This is a genomic window from Glaciimonas sp. CA11.2 (genome assembly GCF_034314045.1).
Lineage (GTDB): Bacteria > Pseudomonadota > Gammaproteobacteria > Burkholderiales > Burkholderiaceae_D > Glaciimonas.
In genome coordinates this window covers 4,061,107-4,078,928 of record NZ_JAVIWL010000001.1, presented here as the reverse complement: position 1 = coordinate 4,078,928, position 17,822 = coordinate 4,061,107, and the positions used below count along the sequence as shown (strand labels likewise).

Here is a 17,822-nt window from a genome sequence, read left to right as displayed (position 1 = left end):
TTTGAAGTGAATACAACGCTTGACTCAGCTTACGAGTATTTGATCGGGATCGACGGTGGTGGCACCAAAACCCAGATCCGTATTGCGCGTGCAGATGGCAGCGTGATTGCAGAAGCAACCGGTGGGCCGTCCGCTCTCATGCATGGCCGTGATAAGGCGTGGGCGGCTATTGGATCGGCAATACATACAGGTTTTCATAAAGCAGGTATTTCAGCCCCTTCTTACAACAGAATCGCCGCTGGCTTCGGATTGTCCGGTGTCAACGTCCCGTCCTGGGCCGCAGAATTCACGGCCCTGAATCCTGGATTTGGCAGCATCGCCGTGGCCTCAGATGCCATTACCACCCTTCTCGGCGCGCATCAGGGTCGCCCGGGCGCGATCATCGCGTTAGGCACGGGAAGTATTGGCGCGGTGCTAAAACCCGATGGAGTCCAACACATTATTGGAGGATGGGGGTTTCCTTCTGGCGATGAGGCAAGTGGCGCCTGGTTAGGAATATTGGCAATCAATCATGTGGAACAAGTGTTTGATGGTCGGACGCCCCAAAGTATTTTGGCGACGAACATCATCCGGCATTGCGGCGGCGATGGCACTGACAAAAGCAATCGGGACAGCGTCCTAGCCTGGCTGGCAAATGCCAATCAGAGCATGTACGCGCAATTAGCACCCTTTATTTTCCAGCACGCGGTGGATGATGAGGTGGCGAGAAATATGCTCTGGAGAGCGGGTAATGAAATCGCCAAAATGGCGCTTGCTCTGGATGTATCAGAGCAATTACCGTTAGCGTTGTGCGGCGGCCTCGCGCATGTATTGAAAGACTATCTGCCGCAGACTTTACAATTGCGCACCGTTCCGCCAGAAGCTGACTCTTCAAGCGGCGGATTGCTACTCATTCGTCAACATCTGGAGCAATGATGTTGAAAATTAACAATTTTTACGATGACCTCACTATGCATGTTCAAATCAACTTTGTCTCGCTTAGATGCGGAATGAAGAACCGTCATAAACACTATAGAGACGTATTTTCCGCTGTCATTTACACCCTCATAACGGAGAAAATTTGATGCCCTTCACCACCCAACTTCATGGCAACGTGCTTACTGCGCAAGGCTGGGTCGCCGGTGCAATCAGCTTCAACGATTTGATTACTGATATCAGCGGCGAAACCCTGGACTTTGATCCGAGCCTGCCATTGCCCATCGGCATTAAGCCCTTGGGACATTCGCCCTCTGATCAGTTTATTTTGCCCGGCTTTATCGATTGTCACGTCCATGGCGGTGGCGGTAAAGACGTGATGGACGCAGGCGATGCCGTGCACTTAATCGCCAGAATGCACGCACAACATGGCACCACAAGTATGCTGGCGACCACTATGACCGCACCGGCAGCAGATCTTGAGGCCGCATTGAGCGCTATCGGCCGCGCATGTCTGCAACGCTGTGACGGTGGTGCGCGGATACTTGGCGCGCATCTGGAAGGCCCCTATATTAATCCCGGAAAACTGGGTGCGCAGCCCGACTTCGCCGTCGCAGCAACGCTGGAGCAAGTTGACTGGCTACGTAGCTTTGCACCGCTTAAACTCATTACGATAGCGCCAGAAGTGGATGGTCATCTGGAACTGGTGAAGACACTCAGTGCAAGCGGCATGCGCGTACAAATCGGGCATACGCTGGGCAATTACGAGGATGGCGTGGCTGCGCTAAATAATGGCGCGACTGGATTTACCCATCTGTTCAACGCCATGAGCGCGTTCCATCACCGCGCTCCCGGCATGGCCGGTGCAGCACTGGCACATGCCGAGTATGCCGAACTGATACCTGATTTGTTGCACGTACATCCCGGCGCGATCAAAGCGGCATTGCGCGCTATTCCACGTTTGTATTGTGTAACTGATTCAACCGCTGCATCCGGCATGCCAGATGGTGAATATATGCTAGGACGGCAAGTCGTCCATAAATGTATGGGTGGCGTGCGCCTGGCTGACGGCACACTGGCGGGTAGCACGCTCACGATGGATCAGGCGTTGCGGAATCTGGTATCGCTCGGGCTCGATTTGGCCGAAGCCTCGTTACGCACCTCAACCTATCCTGCTGATTATCTTGGGATCACAGAACGTGGTCGCCTTAAAACCGGCTGCTTCGCCGATATTCTGGTATTTGATCGCCAGCTTAACCTCACAGCAGTGTATGTAGAAGGAGAACAGATTGACCTCAACGCCGCCAACACCAATTAATTCATCATCGGCCCCATCATCGCGCATGCTTGAAGAAGCGTGTTCCGCCAGCGCCCATGTTGCCGCGCAGCTAAAGCAAGATCGTGATCGCTACGCAGAACTTGGACGTAGATTGCGCTCCGAACCACCGACCAGTATTCTGACCGTGGCACGTGGTAGTTCCGATCACGCGGCCAGTTATTGCGCTTATCTGATCATGGCCCGCCTTGGTCGCATCGTCGCATCCTTACCAATGTCTTTGGTCACTCTGAACAACGCGCCATTAGTAGCGCGTGATGCACTCGCCATTGCCATTTCTCAATCGGGCCAAAGTCCCGACGTGATTGCCCCGATTCGCTACTTCCGCGACGGTGGCGCGACCACAGTTGCGCTCGTGAATGACGCCTCATCTCCGTTGGCAACCAGTGCCGAATGGGCGATGCCATTACATGCCGGTGCAGAACTTAGCGTCGCCGCGACTAAAAGCTTTATTGCCAGTCTGGTCGCCGGAGCGCTACTTGCAGGGCATTGGCAAGACGATCCAACATTTCTGGCCGCTCTCGACACATTGCCGGAATCTTTGGATGCAGCAACCCAGTGTGACTGGTCAGCCGCACTAGAAGTATTAATTCCCGCCACTAACATCATGGTGGTCGGGCGCGGGATCAGTTTTCCGCTGGCGTTAGAGGCAGCGTTGAAATTCAAGGAAACGTCGGCGATTCAGGCAGAAGCATTCAGCGGTGCCGAAATCAAACACGGCCCAATGGCGCTCATCAACGAAGGATACCCGCTTCTCATATTCGCCACCCGCGGCCCAACACAGGCAGGTTTACTCAAACTGGCAGAAGAAATGCGTGGACGCGGAGCAAAGGTCCTGTTAGCCGCACCTGATGACATCGCAGAGCGTAACCTGACACTTCCCGTGGCAGCGACCCCCGATCTGGATCCCATCGTCGCCATTCAAGCATTTTATGTCATGGCCGCACACCTATCGTTAGCGCGCGGTATGGACCCCGACCGACCGCGCCATCTGAGCAAGATCACGAAAACCAGTTAGAGATACAAGGAGCATTTTTGCTTTGAGCTTTAGAGAGCTTCGCGTCATTTACAAACCACGGCTTGACGGCAGCCACTGTAGATACTTCATCCAACCGGTTCGCCAATCCATGTCAAGAAGCATCGACTGTCGCGCCGGTTGAGATGTACATCTACTGATGTCGAGACATCGTTAAACAACTACCGCTCACAAGACCGCAACAAAGCAATGGGCAACTTTATCCCCGACCAACAAACGGCATATTAGTCGCCATCACCGTCATAAATTGCACGTTAGCGTCTAACGGCAGTCCCGCCATATATAACACCGCCTGCGCAACATGCTCCACCGACATTCTTGGTTCAGCTGCCATTTCCCCGTTGGCCTGCAAGATTCCACTTCCCATCCGCTCGGTCATATCGGTAGCGGCGTTGCCGATATCAATCTGTCCACAAGCGATATTGTATTTGCGTCCATCTAGCGAGGTAGCCTTGGTAAGGCCGGTCATGGCGTGTTTAGTTGCGGTGTAGGCCACTGAATTTGGCCGCGGCGCATGTGCTGCAATCGAGCCGTTGTTAATGATCCGGCCGCCACCCGGTTGCTGCACCTTCATTAGATGAAAAGCCTCTTGCGTACACAAAAATGCGCCAGTCAAATTGATATCCACTGACGCTTTCCAGTCGGCATACTCAACATCTTCAAGCGAGACCGATGGCGTAAAAACACCGGCATTATTAATTAATAGATCAAGTCGTCCAAAACGCGCCCGGGCTTGGGAGAATAATAATTTAACCGATGCAGGATCACTCACATCTGCTGATATCGGCAGCGCATTGACGCCGAACTCACCTGCTGCAATAACGGTTTCGTTAAGCACCTCAAGCCGCCGTCCTGCCAATACGACAGAATAGCCATTGTTGAGCAGTGCGAGAGAAATGTACTTACCGATCCCCGAACCTGCACCAGTGACGAGAGCAACTTTTTGATTCGGGTGCGTAGTTGATGTCAGAGTTGACGTCATGTCGATTGTCCTTGGTCGTTAATGTGTTTGATATTATGCACATATTTTAACAACCATCTCGCTAACATTCTCAATTACAGATAAGCAATTGCCTGCCATCCAAATCCTCTGTCGCAACTGCAACATGCGATGAATCGACGGTGAGTAGAGATAACATGAACAGGTCTTTTACCGATTAAAGCTTTAGTCAACCAGATGAAGCATAAAACCTATCAAAACTTTGGGTGCCTATTTCGATCTACCCTATGAATATGCCATATCAACAATTTCAAACAGTTTGATCGTCAGGCTGCGATCTTTGTATCGAATAATGCCATATCTTCACTACACATCAATTTTTCAATATCCAGCAAAATAAGCATGCGATCTTCCAGCGCACCAAGGCCGGTCAAATACTCGGCTGATAATGTCGCGCAGAACTCGGGTGCGGGTCTTATTTGATCTGTGGTTAATGTTAAAACATCCGAAACGCCATCGACGAGTATTCCTACGACACGGTTCCTGATATTCAAAATAATCACAACAGTATCGTCCTTTTGATCGATATTATCGCGTTTTAATTTAATGCGAAAATCGACAATCGGCACAATAATTCCACGCAAATTGCTGACGCCTTTTATAAACGTCGGCGCGTGGGGAATCCGTGTCACTTCCTCATAGTTTCGAATTTCCTGAACGCGCAGGATGTCAATTCCGTACTCTTCCGCGCCCAACGTAAAGACCAGAAATTTTTCACCGTCTCCGTCTGTTACTGCATTAAGCACATCTGCTACATTTATTGCCATCATTTCTTTCTCCAATCTTCGACGCGCAGTTGTTGCATAACCATTTGTTACGTCATCATTGATTACGTAACCTAGCCGCAAGGACTTATATACTTATCTAACAAAGCAAGATATCGGCACTGCCTGGAGCTAGCTGGATCGGCTGTAGAATCTTTTTCAATACCTTTTTCAATACTTTAGGCAACATTTTTTTACCATCGATATAAGGCCCATATTTATCGATTAATACTCTTTAGGCCCGAGACATCAACAATCAACGCCACACTGCCATCCCCTAAAATAGTCGCAGCCGAAATGCCTGGAACCTTACGATAATTTGTTTCCAAATTTTTAACGACAACCTGATGTTGACCGACCAGTTGATCCACCAACAAGGCAAAGCGTCGGCCATCTGCCTGCACAATCACTACAATGCCTTTTGTGGGATCGGTGCGAGCATGCGGAACATCAAACACGCGATACAACTCAGTCAGCGGCAAATATTCACCGCGTACGTGCATGATTTGCTCGTCATTAGCGACAGAATGTATGTCTTCCGAACGTGGTTGTAACGACTCAATCACGTAATTCAGGGGCAAAATATATACTTCGTTTCCAATCTTGACCGACATCCCATCCAGTATCGCCAAAGTTAATGGCAATATGATTTTGACCGTACTGCCCTTGCCCTCATGGGAAAAAATTTCGACATATCCGCCCATCTCCTGAATGTTCCTCTTAACAACATCCATCCCAACACCGCGCCCCGAAACGTCGGTTATTTTTTCTGCAGTCGAAAATCCGGGAACAAATATCAACTGCCAAACTTCCTCATCCGTCATATTAGCCACGTCCAGCAGCGGCATGCCTTGCTGGATGGCCTTAGCGAGGATTTTTTCACGGCTCAAACCCGCACCATCGTCACTGACTTCGATCACTATATTGCCGCCCTGATGCTGCGCCGACAGAACCAATTCACCAACCGGATCTTTGCCAGCAGCAATTCGCTGCTCTGCTCGCTCGATACCGTGATCGAGACTATTTCGTACCAGATGCGTCAATGGGTCGACGATGCGCTCAATCAGACTTTTATCAAGTTCCGTCGTTTTACCAACCGTCACCAGTTGCACTTCTTTACCTAGTTTGACGGTCAGGTCACGCACCAGACGTGGGAACCGGCTGAATACATAATCCATCGGCATCATGCGAATCGACATCACGGATTCTTGAAGATCACGGGCGTTACGTTGTAACTGCGCCATGCCGCTTAATAGCTGCTCGTGGATGACTGAATCCAGGGTCGAAGCGGTTTGAACCAGCATCGATTGCGTGATCACTAGTTCTCCGACCAAATTAATAATTTGATCAACCTTGTCTACATCGACACGAATTGAACTCGATTCTTTAGTACTTCCAGCGCTCGCGGACGTACCCGGATTGAAAATAATAGATTCAGGAGCATCAACGTTAGCCTCAGCAGCTATATTTGGCATTAAGGTAGCCGCAGACGCAACATCGCTGAAACCCGCGGTGGTAATCAAAACCTTTATTTGCGCTTCGGTAATAGATGGAGGCGAAACCAGCGGCAATGGCAACACTTCGGATTGTAGTGGAGCGACTAAAGTCTCGACTCTCTCCGCCAGTTCACGTGTAATTTCGATTTGATCCAGGTCTATAACAAAACAACATACTGCAATAATGTCATCGGGTTCACAGGAAGTTCTAAGCCAGACTACCAAGCTATCGTCACTTTGCGTCTTTGCCAGCACATCGCCTAAGTTTGCCATTTCAGCGATCAACCACGAATGGTCGCTGTCGACCAGACCAGAAAATCGCACCTTCAAACAGATGGATTTTGATGAATCATTCTGCTGGGCCAAATCCTCTGCATCAACGATGATTAGAGGATTAGGGAGAATGGGCGTGATTGGCATCACAACGGATACAGGTCTAACAGGAATGTCTGACAATCCTTGTTTCCTCAGCTCTTCCTGCGCCAAATGTTGTAATACCAAACAAATACGAGCGACCATTTCCGGCGCTGGTTCGACGCCAACCCGATAGGCATTTAATTGCTCTTGTAGCACGTCTTTTGTTTCCAAAAATACATCGATCATTGTGCTGTGCAATATCAACTCCTGATGTCGTACCCGATCCAGCAAACTTTCTAAAAGATGGGTCGTATCAGTCAATGCGACGAATCCGAACGTTGCAGCACCACCCTTAATTGAATGTGCGGCACGAAAAATAGCATTTAAATGCTCATTGTCAGGCGCGTCAAGATCAAGGCCCAGTAGCAATTGCTCCATTTCGGCGAGTAATTCTTCTGCCTCCTCAAAGAAGGTCTGGTAAAACTCGGTTATGTCCATTGGCACTCACATCCTTGCTCAATACTGCCTATTTTTTAACGCCTTAAATACGGCATGCTCGCTACTTCGCAAATACTGCTGCATACGGTATTACGGACGCAAATGGGTTTTCTGAATACCTAAAGGATAATTTTTTTTGTGAGGATATGCCGGCGCTTATTGGTGATGAAGTAAATGCTTTACCACGCAGCCCGATTGCCAGGGATTGGCGAAATCGTCGCCTAACTTCTAACGTCAGGGTGACGGTTTGGACGGTACCATTTTGCGTAACTGTGTTACCACATCAGGACGCCCGGGGCCGATCGTGGCCATATCTGTACCAACGCTGGTGTCGCTGCCAGCATTGCTGCCATTTACTATGCGCGACTTCGAACCGACTGTTTGCACTTCATTTCCAGTCGCATTCTCATATTCAATCTGCTCCTGCGAATGGCGATTCAGCACGACAATACTGATGCGACGATTGATCGGATCGAATGGATCTGCCTTGTTTAAATGCATGCTCGAAGCAACCCCCATAACCCGCAGCACTCTGTCCTCTGCCATCCCACCGGCAATCAACTCGCGACGCGATGCATTGGCGCGATCGGCCGACAATTCCCAATTGCTATAGGCTCTCTCACTCGCCACATAAGGCGTGGCATCGGTATGGCCAGACAGAGTAATTTTATTTGGCAACTCGCTTAAAACCGGCCCGATTTCTCGCAAAATTAAGCGCATGTAAGGCTCGACCGTAGCGCTTGACAGATTGAACATTGGCCGTTTTTTACTATCCACAATCTGAATCCTCAGACCTTCGGTCGTAATATCAATCAGTAATTGCGGTTTAAATTTTTTAAGCAAAGGGTTGGCTTCAATTACCAAATCGAGCCGCTTCTTAAGTTCGCGCAGGCGTTTGTTATCACTGGCATCACTAGCATTGCCTGCACCGACAAGATCAGCGGCAACCTTTGCTGCCCGATTAACTTCGCCGTCCGATCGCGTTGGATCGCGGCCGCCGCCAGGTATCACGCTATTACTCATGCTGCTACGGTCACCGCCGTTAATGGCTACCTTTAGCGGCGTCCGAAAGTATTCTGCGATGCCAACAAGTTGCCGCGGGGTTGATATCGACAATAACCACATCACCAGAAAAAAGGCCATCATCGCGGTCATGAAATCAGCGTATGCAATCTTCCAGCTACCACCATGTTGTGGCGGTTTGACAGGTGCGGAACGTCTTATGACAATGCGATGTTGCCCCTTACTCATACCATCTCCGCATGTCCATCGTCCTAATAAATTATTTTATGTATTTGATCGCCGTCTATGCGCGCGGCGCTCATGCAACCGGTCAATAATCCACTTACCGATTCTTCACTTCGCGCACATGTTGATCGAGTTCGGAAAAGGATGGCCGCTCTGTCGAATACAATACTTTTCGACCGAATTCAACTGCCAGTTGCGGCGCGTATCCGTTCAGGCTAGCAAGCAGAGTTACCTTCATGCATTGATATAGTTTGGCAGACTCAGCAACCTGATGTTCGATCAATGTCGCCAGCGGCGATACGAAACCGTAGGACAATAAAATACCAAGGAAAGTACCCACCATCGCGTTGGCAATTAACATCCCCATTTGCGCTGGCGGTAAATCGGCGGAGGCCAGCGCATGGACTACGCCCATGACTGCAGCGACAATACCGAATGCAGGCAAAGCGTCACCTACCTTAGCTAAACTTTGGGCAGGAACCTCGGATTCATGTTTATAGGTTTCTATTTCATGATCCATGAGGGATTCAATTTCGAACGAATCCATATTACCGCTGATAATCAAACGCAGATAATCGGTCAAAAATTCAATCACGTTAGCGTCGCTCAAAATCATCGGATATTGTGCAAACAGCGGACTATTCAATGGATCATCAATATCTGACTCCAGTGCCAGCATCCCATCTTTACGGCCCTTTGCCAGCAGCACGTACATTAGCGCCATCAACTCCATGTAAAGCGCTTTATCGTGCTTAGAGCTGCGTAACAACTTAGGAAGTTCTCTCAACGTGGCACGGATTGCCTTTCCATTATTACCGACCACAAATGCGCCAATACCCGCACCGGCGATCATCAATAATTCTACCGGCTGATAGAGTGCGCCGAGGTTGCCACCCAACAGTGCATAGCCCCCGAATACGGATACTGCCACCACGATATAACCAATTAAAACCAGCACTATCCATCCCCTTATAAAAAACCACACCGGGCAGCAAAAATACCGCCAATATGCGGGTTCAATCTATGAAACTGAACCTGTCGGTGCCACGTATTGATGAATCCGGCAGCGCTGGCAGAGCGGCAATTGCACACTATCTTTCAAAGCAACGACGCCGTCAGGCCACGGATGCATGGCGTATTCCGTGGTGGTGGTGATTAAGTTTGTGCTGTAGAGCTTCTGCTTCTGCTTTGTTGCTAGCAGCTAATTTGCGGGTCTTGCCCGCGCGCGAAGGGGGGCGACACAAGACACAAACGAATCCCTGTTGAGGATCGTGCGCATGCGCCACAAAATGGCCTTTACAACGGCTACAAGGAGTCAATTGCAACATGCCACTGTCGAAAAAGCGGGCAAGCGTCCAGGCGCGAGTGAAATCGAGTACCGGTTCACCGCCTTGTTGCTGTACCTGCTCCAGATAAAGCCGATAACTTTTTATAACGGCAACAATCTGCTTACACTCTCCATGCGTAATCATAAAACGATAGATGTTGTAGAACATAGACGAATGAATATTAGACATCCATGTCATAAACCAATCGGTAGAGAACGGCAACAATCCCTTAGGGGGCGACATCCCTTTGATTTCTTTGTATAGTTTTATGAGCCGATCACGACTCAAGCTGGTCTCAGCCTCTAAAAACTGTAAGCGCGCACCAAGTTTGATCAAATCCATTGCCAGCTGAATTTCCTGTGCTTCAAGAATCACGCTTTTGCTAGCCATGAAGCACTTTCAGAGGCCAATAGTCATCAAAGCTTGCGTAAATTCCATCAAGTTGAAGTTTCATCAATGAATGCCTTCAACCTCTTGACTAGCCAACAGAATAGCGGCGTGTGCCTGCTGCAGACTGTTATCTTTGCCCTCGTGGGTTAATGACGACAAGATGGCGTGGTCATCGAAACGGAAGCGACATAACAATAAACTCGAAGCGGCAAGTTTAATCACTTGCGATAAAGACAAATCACTGATTAGCTCGGCTAACTCCTTTGACAACCCCAGACGGAACATTGCTGTTGCGCGGTCCTCCCTTAACAAGCGCTGTGCCAACAATAAATAAGATAAGTTTACTTCCCCGATTTCACTGCCAAGGCCACCCATTTAATTCCCCTAGACGACAACAACACTTCCATAAAACTGAAAAAAATATAACGTTTTATTTTAGTTCAACTTTCCACACGGCAATTATGAAATATATTTGACGCAAAAAGAGTCGGCACTCTTCTTAATCTAAATGAAATATTTGGGCTATCGCTTGTAAGAATTATTCCTACAAAAAGAATGATCACGATTTCACGATCAAGCCATGCAAACGAAATTGATCGCAGCAATGGCCTGATCGGATACACGGAGTGTGAAAAATGGGTCAGTTAGGTCAGGAAGTCAGCGACTAACCTGGGTATTGTGGACTTGCTCCGAAAAGGCGATGTGTCGGCGAAGATGTTCTAGCCCGATCTGAAGATGATTGCATCCTCTATCTAAATGTGTTGCGATTCCAAGCCGCGCCTGCGTTTCAATTTCTGTCGCCGATTGTGCGATTTGAACGCACCGCAATATCCCCGCCGCTCCCCTTATTCCATGAGCGACACTCGCGGCCTGATCCAATGCCCCGATGCGAAGGCTATTGCGGATGCATATTAATCCTTCCTCACCAAACTGCAGCAATTCAATTAGCAAATCCATCGGCATATCCGCTATTACCACACTGAGAGAGTTATACGACTCAGCTAAGGGCGACGGATCATTCGGCAATCTGGATCGCGCAAAAGAGTAACGCGTGGATGTACGGCGGTTGATCAATGGTGACAATGCATCCCGTAATTGTCGGCGACCAATTGGCTTAGTGATAATGGCCAGGCAATCTAGCCCACGTGATTTGGTCTTTAAAAAATCAAGAGACATTCCACTATATAGAATCATTGGTAGCGGTAATCGGACGGGAATAGGCGCAAGTGCCGTACTATCCATAGCATCAGCTCCCGCCAGTTCCACTTCCCATTCCCGCACTCTATGAAGCAGTTGTACGCCCGTCATATCTTCCAGCACATAGTCCGTCACCATCGCTGAAGGCCAGGCTTGTTTATCAGCATGACGTTTGCGTAACCAGGACAGCGCCGCTGCGCCTGTCTCTACGACCTCGCTTTGCCAGCCCTCAGACGCCAGTTGCACTTGCAACAGGCGACGATTAATGGGATTGTCTTCGACGACAAGAATAAGGTAGGAACACATCGCGTGTCAGTGATTCACTGATGAAAAGACAAATGGCGGTCGTCGCAGCAACCGCTGCGGTTGCTGGTATGGCTGAAATAATAGTAACAGCGGTGATGCCCTCAGTAACAACATTTGTATAGTCTCATAATTACTTTCTTGAGTGAACCAGCAGCAGAATGCACTATTCCCTACATCATGCGATGTGTTACTGCGCCGATTTAAAAGTACTCCGGCATTACGCAAAATGAAGGCTGGTGACTAGCGTGAATCGATAGGAATGGTGAGTTCCACAACGGTACCAACACCTAACTGTGATTCGATACTGATAGCGCCACCAATAAGTTCTGCGAACTCCTTGGCGAGCGACAGTCCAAGCCCCAAGCCTTCGCCACGTTGCACTCTCACCGTATCTGTTTGGTAAAAATATTCAAACAAATGCGCCAAATCCTTTTTTTCTATACCAGAACCGGTATCTAGCACTTTGATCCGAATTTTTCCTTTCACCACAACGACTTCTAGCGAGACGCCCCCTTTTGCCGTAAATTTAATTGCGTTGTCTAACAAATTGTTTAGTATTTGTGAGAGTCGCATCCGATCACTAAAGAATTGTATTGGCAAATCTGTAGCCAGCAGCATGCCAAAACTCAAACTTTTCTTTTTTGCTGCCGGTTGGTGTACGGCGCAAATATAGTTAAAGAAAGTCACCGAATCAATAGACTCCCGAAATATCACCACCTTTCCAGCCTCAATTCTTGCCAGATCAAACAAAGTGTTCAACAAGCTATGAAGATGGACTGCACTTTGATGAATCAGATCGTTAAATTCTCGACTCAAATCATCCGTACTACCATCACGTACCAGCTCTGAATAACCTTGTATGCTAGTTAGTGGCGTCCGTAACTCGTGCACTACAGTGGCAAGAAAGCGTGATTTTCTCTTGGTTGCATCAACCGCGCGGCGCCGCATGATATCGTATTTTTTGACAACAAAATACTGTCGTTTAATCGTTCTATAAATAAAGAATACGAGGATTAATATCAATAAAGTCGGCACCAAAGCAAACGTGATGTAGTTAGTAATTTGATGCGTAAATTGCGAGGGAATTACCGCCGATTGCGCAAAAACGACCGATACCAAAATGGGATAAGGACCTAGTTTATAAACGATTGCGCGCGACGCCAACGGGTCTGCGGCAGGAAAACCATCACCCGCGTTTCTCGGATTATGAGATTGATCAATCGGCTTCACCATTGAAGCCCCATCTGTCAACACCGGCAGTCCTATGATGGAAGATAGTACAACTCGCTCAATCGCACTTTCGGCGTCCAGATTTACATGTCCAGGTTCAAATATTTCGCTATTACTGAGAGGCTCAGTATTGCGATAAAAATAGGACATCTGCTCAATAGGAAATCGTATCAGTGCAATACCGGCAAACTCGCCAGCTGGCGACAATAGGCGACGCGACATGGTCATCACCCATTGACTGGTTCCGGGTGTCTGATACGGTTTTCCTATTCTCAGGATATCTTCGCTGCTATCACGGTTCGCTATAAACAGTTCCTGCAGGCTCAGATCGACACCTTCCGCCATCTTTACTTTAGTCACTGTCGGAATCGCTGTTGATGCGACCACGTGTCCATTTTCACCAACAATCGCTAACTCGTTATAAAGACCGGCATATGCAGGAGCATAGCGCTGAGTTAAGGACCTTTGCGTTAAAGATGGTTGAGGAGGAATTTGCGAGGACGAGCGCGCCGACAATGCGCGCGCTGGTAAGTGATTTTCCTGGACCTGCGCCGATTGTGTGAATTTTTCACTACTAATGCCATAGTCCGCACGCACCTGTCTTAACATACGATCTCGTTCGTCAATCTCGTGGACGAGGTGCTTCACATAGTGCCCAACCAATACCACCCTGTCGCGCTGGGCTTCATTAAGATCCCTATCAAATTCAAATCCGATTTGATAACCGGCATGCAGCCAGATATAACCGATCGTCACGACAACCATTATCACGATGACGTTGAGAAGTCGAAAATACCGGATTCCAGAAAAAATACTTCCAGTCTTGGTCTGATTGTACCGGTGTGATCGGCGAGGGTTGAATCGTTGCATTACGGTTGCCAGACTATCGGTTCAGATAAAATCATCGCTATAGCGAAATGAAAAAAGGATGTCGTGAAGTGGCGTCAATAAGGCGTTAATAAATGAGACTACGCACCATTCATATAATATAACCAGACTGACATCGATACTTCGGAATGGTCATGACCACACGCCGTTAAAACCTGATCATGTTGTCAGTTTCTGAAACATGCCAATTTCATCGGATGACATCAGCTTATCAATTTCCATCAAAATCAGGATACGCGCATCAACCGTACCCAATCCGATCAAATAGTCGGTATTGACCAGCATCCCCATTTGAGGCGCTGGCTTGATCTGTTCTGACGACAGGGTAATCACGTCAGAAACACTATCAACAACGATGCCCACAGCACGGTCGTAGAGACGTAAGATAATGACGACAGTAAACTGATCGTAGGCGTCCGCGTGAAGCCCGAACTTGATGCGCATATCAATAATCGGAGTAATAATTCCACGAAGATTGATGACCCCTTTTAAAAAATCAGGAGCATTGGCAATATGGGTAACGTTGTCGTAACCACGTAATTCTTGCACCTTTAAAATATCGATCCCGTACTCTTCCTTACCCAAAGTAAAAATCAAAAATTCACGTCCGACAGCTTCCTGCCGTGCAGCAGATTTTCGTGTATGAAACTGTGTCTGAGGTTGGTTTAGCATTTTGGCTGCGGTTATTGCGGTATGCGGCATAGACTTCATCCTTGTCAAATGTAAAGCATCATTTAGTTCACAGGGGTCTCGGCACCGACACGCGCATAACAATCACACTGGAACATCAAATATAAACACATCCACCGCATGCTGATACGGGGAAAAAGGCATGGAATAGAACTTAATTTGGACTATCAATCAGACTTAGTTCCCGCTCTAGACGACGTTAGCTGATAATCCAATCATTGTTGGCGGCGCCAGATTTATCTAAAGGCCGCACTGACGATGACTTAAAAGACCTCCGAAAGTGAATTATTAAAACTTGATATCTGCGATACCTTTCGGTTTAATCAAGCAAGCCATGCTTAATGACATATTGCGTTAGCTGCGCATTGGTACGAATACCCATTTTTTCAAATACCCGTGAGCGATACACGCTGACAGTTTTAGGGCTGATCGATAAAGTTTGGGCAATTTCAGTGCGTGTTTGTCCTGATGCGATCATCCGGACGGTTTGAAACTCACGATCAGAAAGCGTTTGATGCGGCATCAGGTCATCTTCATCGACAACGTGATTCGCCAGAGACTCTGCCATTCCCTCGGTAATATATTTTTTACCGCGAGCGACCACCCGAACAGCTTCAATAAGTTCGTCTGGTGCCTCATCTTTGGTCAGATAACAGGCAGCGCCAGCTTTCAGCGCACGCACTGCAAATTTTTCCGGACCATGGCTACTGAGAACCATGATCCGTAACATTGGCTCACGTTTTTTGAGCAAATGCAAAATTTCGATACCATCTTTCCCCGGCATCGAAATATCGAGCAATAATACATCGCAAGGTTGTTCTCGCAATATCTGCGTTATACCGGCATAGTCACTGGCCTCCCCAACCACTGTTATGCCCGGACTCGCACTTAAAATGTGCGCTAACCCTCTTCTGACAATCCGGTGATCATCTGCAATCACGACCCGGATTGATGAAACAACGTTCGTATTCATTACTTTTTGCCAGACAATGGCAACTCGCTATCGTGGATGGTGCAACGTTTATTTGAACAATTTACGTCACCAGTCCATCGATACCAAAGCACCTGTTGTGTTCAACTATAAATAAATTTCCAAAAAAAGGAAATTTCATTAGATTGCCGCAATCGTAGAGCACACTCCTTCAGCGAACATCCCGCATGTAAAGAGACTCGCTTTTTTTTGCGTCAGAATCTCTATTTGTGTTTAGATAACGTTATATCAATCCAGGCAAACGATTGCGCATGTCCCCACCACCCTTTATCGTTTGTCATTCGGCATCCCCTCCCTTACCGGGCCTCCCTTACCGGGCCTCCCTCAAGCCTATAGAGCCATGCCAGCAACTCCGCAATTGCATGATAAAGCTGGGGAGGAATCTTCTCATCCAGCGCAACATGCATTAATAAATTCAATAACTCCGGTGACGAATGAACGTATAGACCATGTTCTCGTGCGCGTTCCACTATCGCTTCAGCAGTAACGCCGTAACCTTTAGCCACAACAATTGGTGCCGACTCTTTGCCTGAGTAGGAGAGCGCTACCGCACTATGACGCTTCGCCACATCAAAAGCCTCCATACTCAACCTTTTTATTTGCCAGGCTTCTATCGCAACCTGCGTGCATTGCGCCGATTATGCTTAGACAAAATTCAATGATATTGTTTTAAACTGCACAAATGTTTCTCTATTATAATATTACAGTATCGGCGAGATTTATTCTGCTGGTTAGATTGTTTAAATAGTTTTAACGTTTTTTTACAACATTATCATCCTCAACATCCGCGCCCGTTGACTCTGAGGTTGATATCTGTAACGACGTCACATCCAGGCCACTAGCAATAAAACGACTACGCAAATCAGCAGTGTGATCGCGCAGCAGGTTAGCGTTTGTGTTATCGCCGACCACGATGTTGGTTTCAATGCTTTGTCCGGCCAAATGCAATCGTAACTCCAACGTTCCCAAAGAAGGCAGATTCAGCTTCAAATAGGTACTCCATCCAACTACCGCTGGATCAATCTGGGCATTTTGTGAATTGGGTTGATCTTTACGCTGCGTATGCTGTTGGTTCAACTCCCACTCCATAGACGCACCGGGCCATGCCTCGCCTTGCCAACGAAACACCGGAGACGCCAGAAAATTAAGTTGTTGACGGACCAACTCTGCCGCGTCAGGACGCATTTCTGCGGTCATAGAATTAATAACAGACGTTTTATCATTTTGAGATATCGAGGGGGCCGAATTTTTCTCCGACAATAGTATGTCGTTCGCCCCATTGTCATCGCTGGAATCACTTTTTGAGGGATCTGTATCCTTTTGCGTATATTGCCCGCTGTAAGCTCTCAGCATGCTGGTACCCAACGTATTAGGTAGAGAAGGATTAGTCAATTGCTGTGGTACATGCGGCGCGATTGCCGAGGAGCGGTCAGTGGTGACGCCATGGTCAGATTCCATTATCCCTGTCGGATCCTGTGAACCGGAAGTCATCGAAAAACCGGATAAACGGCTGCTCGTAGTCGTGGCGAGTACAGAAGACATTCCCCTGGCCTGCTCGGCCCATAACGGCAAATCTGCACGCGTCCCATTCGCGCCAAATAACTCTGGACGGCTTTGCACCAGTGTGCCGAGTCGCGCCTGTGGCTCCTGCGCCATTTGTGCCAGTGAACGACGGCCGCTGGAATATTGCAACAGATGGGATTCGTAAAACAAGCCACTGTGGGATACCACTCTCGCCAAAACAGATGCCAGCAAGTGCAATGGCAAAGAGGCGCGACCATCTATCGGCATGGTCGGCAATAACGGCGCTTCTCCCTTAATGAAGACCGCTGAACCGGGACCATTTTGAGGGCCGCCCAAAATAGCACTAATAGCCCGCGCGGTGGCACTCAATGTGGGTGGCGTCTCAGCGGAATACAAAACCACATCTGCAGCGCCACGCATTGGCTGCAAACCTCGACCCAATTGCGTGTCCGTTGCAGCGCGAGAAGGAAGACGAAGGTCGTTGTTGACTGCGCCAGCATTGGTCACCGCGGTGGGCTCGGAAAGCTGCAACGCAGACTTGAGGGGAACCAGATCGAGGCGCTGCGTCAATGTCGTTGCCAGCAGCGTATCGACAATAGGTGTAATGCCACTCATACGACCAGACCAA

General features: G+C 48.4%; 16 protein-coding genes. 3 read left to right on the top strand and 13 right to left on the bottom strand.

The annotated features are described in order from the left end of the window. Positions 1-6 precede the first annotated feature (6 nt). The 3 genes from RGU75_RS17695 (at position 7) to RGU75_RS17685 (ending at position 3,269) form a co-directional block, all read left to right on the top strand. A complete protein-coding gene (locus RGU75_RS17695; protein ID WP_322238205.1) occupies positions 7-915 on the top strand; it encodes a BadF/BadG/BcrA/BcrD ATPase family protein in 909 nt (302 codons plus the stop codon). A gap of 148 nt (positions 916-1,063) precedes the next feature. Next, complete coding sequence (gene nagA / locus RGU75_RS17690) at positions 1,064-2,233, top strand: N-acetylglucosamine-6-phosphate deacetylase (protein WP_322238203.1); 1,170 nt, start codon at positions 1,064-1,066, stop codon at positions 2,231-2,233. Positions 2,234-2,258: 25 nt separating this feature from the next. Further along, positions 2,259-3,269 carry an SIS domain-containing protein gene (locus tag RGU75_RS17685; RefSeq protein WP_322240641.1) on the top strand — a complete coding sequence of 337 codons (1,011 nt, stop codon included), beginning with the start codon at positions 2,259-2,261 and terminating at the stop codon, positions 3,267-3,269. Between the two features lie 217 nt (positions 3,270-3,486). Here RGU75_RS17685 and RGU75_RS17680 read toward each other — a convergent pair whose 3' ends face one another. From RGU75_RS17680 to RGU75_RS17620, 13 genes are all read right to left on the bottom strand, one after another. Then, positions 3,487-4,269: an SDR family oxidoreductase gene (locus tag RGU75_RS17680; protein ID WP_322238201.1), complete on the bottom strand. Its 783-nt coding sequence runs from the start codon at positions 4,267-4,269 to the stop codon at positions 3,487-3,489. A gap of 284 nt (positions 4,270-4,553) precedes the next feature. Continuing rightward, entirely contained in the window at positions 4,554-5,057 is a 504-nt protein-coding gene (locus RGU75_RS17675; RefSeq protein ID WP_322238199.1) for a chemotaxis protein CheW, read from the bottom strand. A 212-nt stretch (positions 5,058-5,269) separates the two neighbouring features. After that, a complete protein-coding gene (cheA, locus tag RGU75_RS17670; RefSeq protein ID WP_322240640.1) occupies positions 5,270-7,402 on the bottom strand; it encodes a chemotaxis protein CheA in 2,133 nt (710 codons plus the stop codon). 234 nt (positions 7,403-7,636) lie between these two features. Continuing rightward, positions 7,637-8,653: a flagellar motor protein MotB gene (gene motB / locus RGU75_RS17665; protein ID WP_322238197.1), complete on the bottom strand. Its 1,017-nt coding sequence runs from the start codon at positions 8,651-8,653 to the stop codon at positions 7,637-7,639. A gap of 94 nt (positions 8,654-8,747) precedes the next feature. Beyond that, complete coding sequence (gene motA, locus RGU75_RS17660; protein WP_322238195.1) at positions 8,748-9,608, bottom strand: flagellar motor stator protein MotA; 861 nt, start codon at positions 9,606-9,608, stop codon at positions 8,748-8,750. A gap of 157 nt (positions 9,609-9,765) precedes the next feature. After that, positions 9,766-10,368 carry a flagellar transcriptional regulator FlhC gene (gene flhC / locus RGU75_RS17655; RefSeq protein ID WP_322238193.1) on the bottom strand — a complete coding sequence of 201 codons (603 nt, stop codon included), beginning with the start codon at positions 10,366-10,368 and terminating at the stop codon, positions 9,766-9,768. Between the two features lie 63 nt (positions 10,369-10,431). Then, positions 10,432-10,743 carry a flagellar transcriptional regulator FlhD gene (gene flhD / locus RGU75_RS17650; RefSeq protein WP_322238191.1) on the bottom strand — a complete coding sequence of 104 codons (312 nt, stop codon included), beginning with the start codon at positions 10,741-10,743 and terminating at the stop codon, positions 10,432-10,434. Between the two features lie 282 nt (positions 10,744-11,025). Continuing rightward, complete coding sequence (locus tag RGU75_RS17645) at positions 11,026-11,871, bottom strand: response regulator (RefSeq protein ID WP_322238189.1); 846 nt, start codon at positions 11,869-11,871, stop codon at positions 11,026-11,028. A 240-nt stretch (positions 11,872-12,111) separates the two neighbouring features. Continuing rightward, entirely contained in the window at positions 12,112-13,971 is a 1,860-nt protein-coding gene (locus tag RGU75_RS17640; protein ID WP_322238187.1) for an ATP-binding protein, read from the bottom strand. Between the two features lie 177 nt (positions 13,972-14,148). Beyond that, the gene (locus tag RGU75_RS17635; RefSeq protein ID WP_322238185.1) at positions 14,149-14,661 is read right to left on the bottom strand and encodes a chemotaxis protein CheW; all 513 of its coding nucleotides are present in this window, start codon (positions 14,659-14,661) and stop codon (positions 14,149-14,151) included. A gap of 337 nt (positions 14,662-14,998) precedes the next feature. After that, complete coding sequence (locus RGU75_RS17630; protein ID WP_322238183.1) at positions 14,999-15,652, bottom strand: response regulator transcription factor; 654 nt, start codon at positions 15,650-15,652, stop codon at positions 14,999-15,001. Between the two features lie 314 nt (positions 15,653-15,966). Beyond that, positions 15,967-16,254, bottom strand: a complete 288-nt coding sequence (locus RGU75_RS17625) for an EscU/YscU/HrcU family type III secretion system export apparatus switch protein (RefSeq protein WP_322240638.1) — start codon at positions 16,252-16,254, stop codon at positions 15,967-15,969. A 166-nt stretch (positions 16,255-16,420) separates the two neighbouring features. Beyond that, positions 16,421-17,809, bottom strand: a complete 1,389-nt coding sequence (locus tag RGU75_RS17620; protein ID WP_322238181.1) for a flagellar hook-length control protein FliK — start codon at positions 17,807-17,809, stop codon at positions 16,421-16,423. Positions 17,810-17,822: the final 13 nt, after the last annotated feature.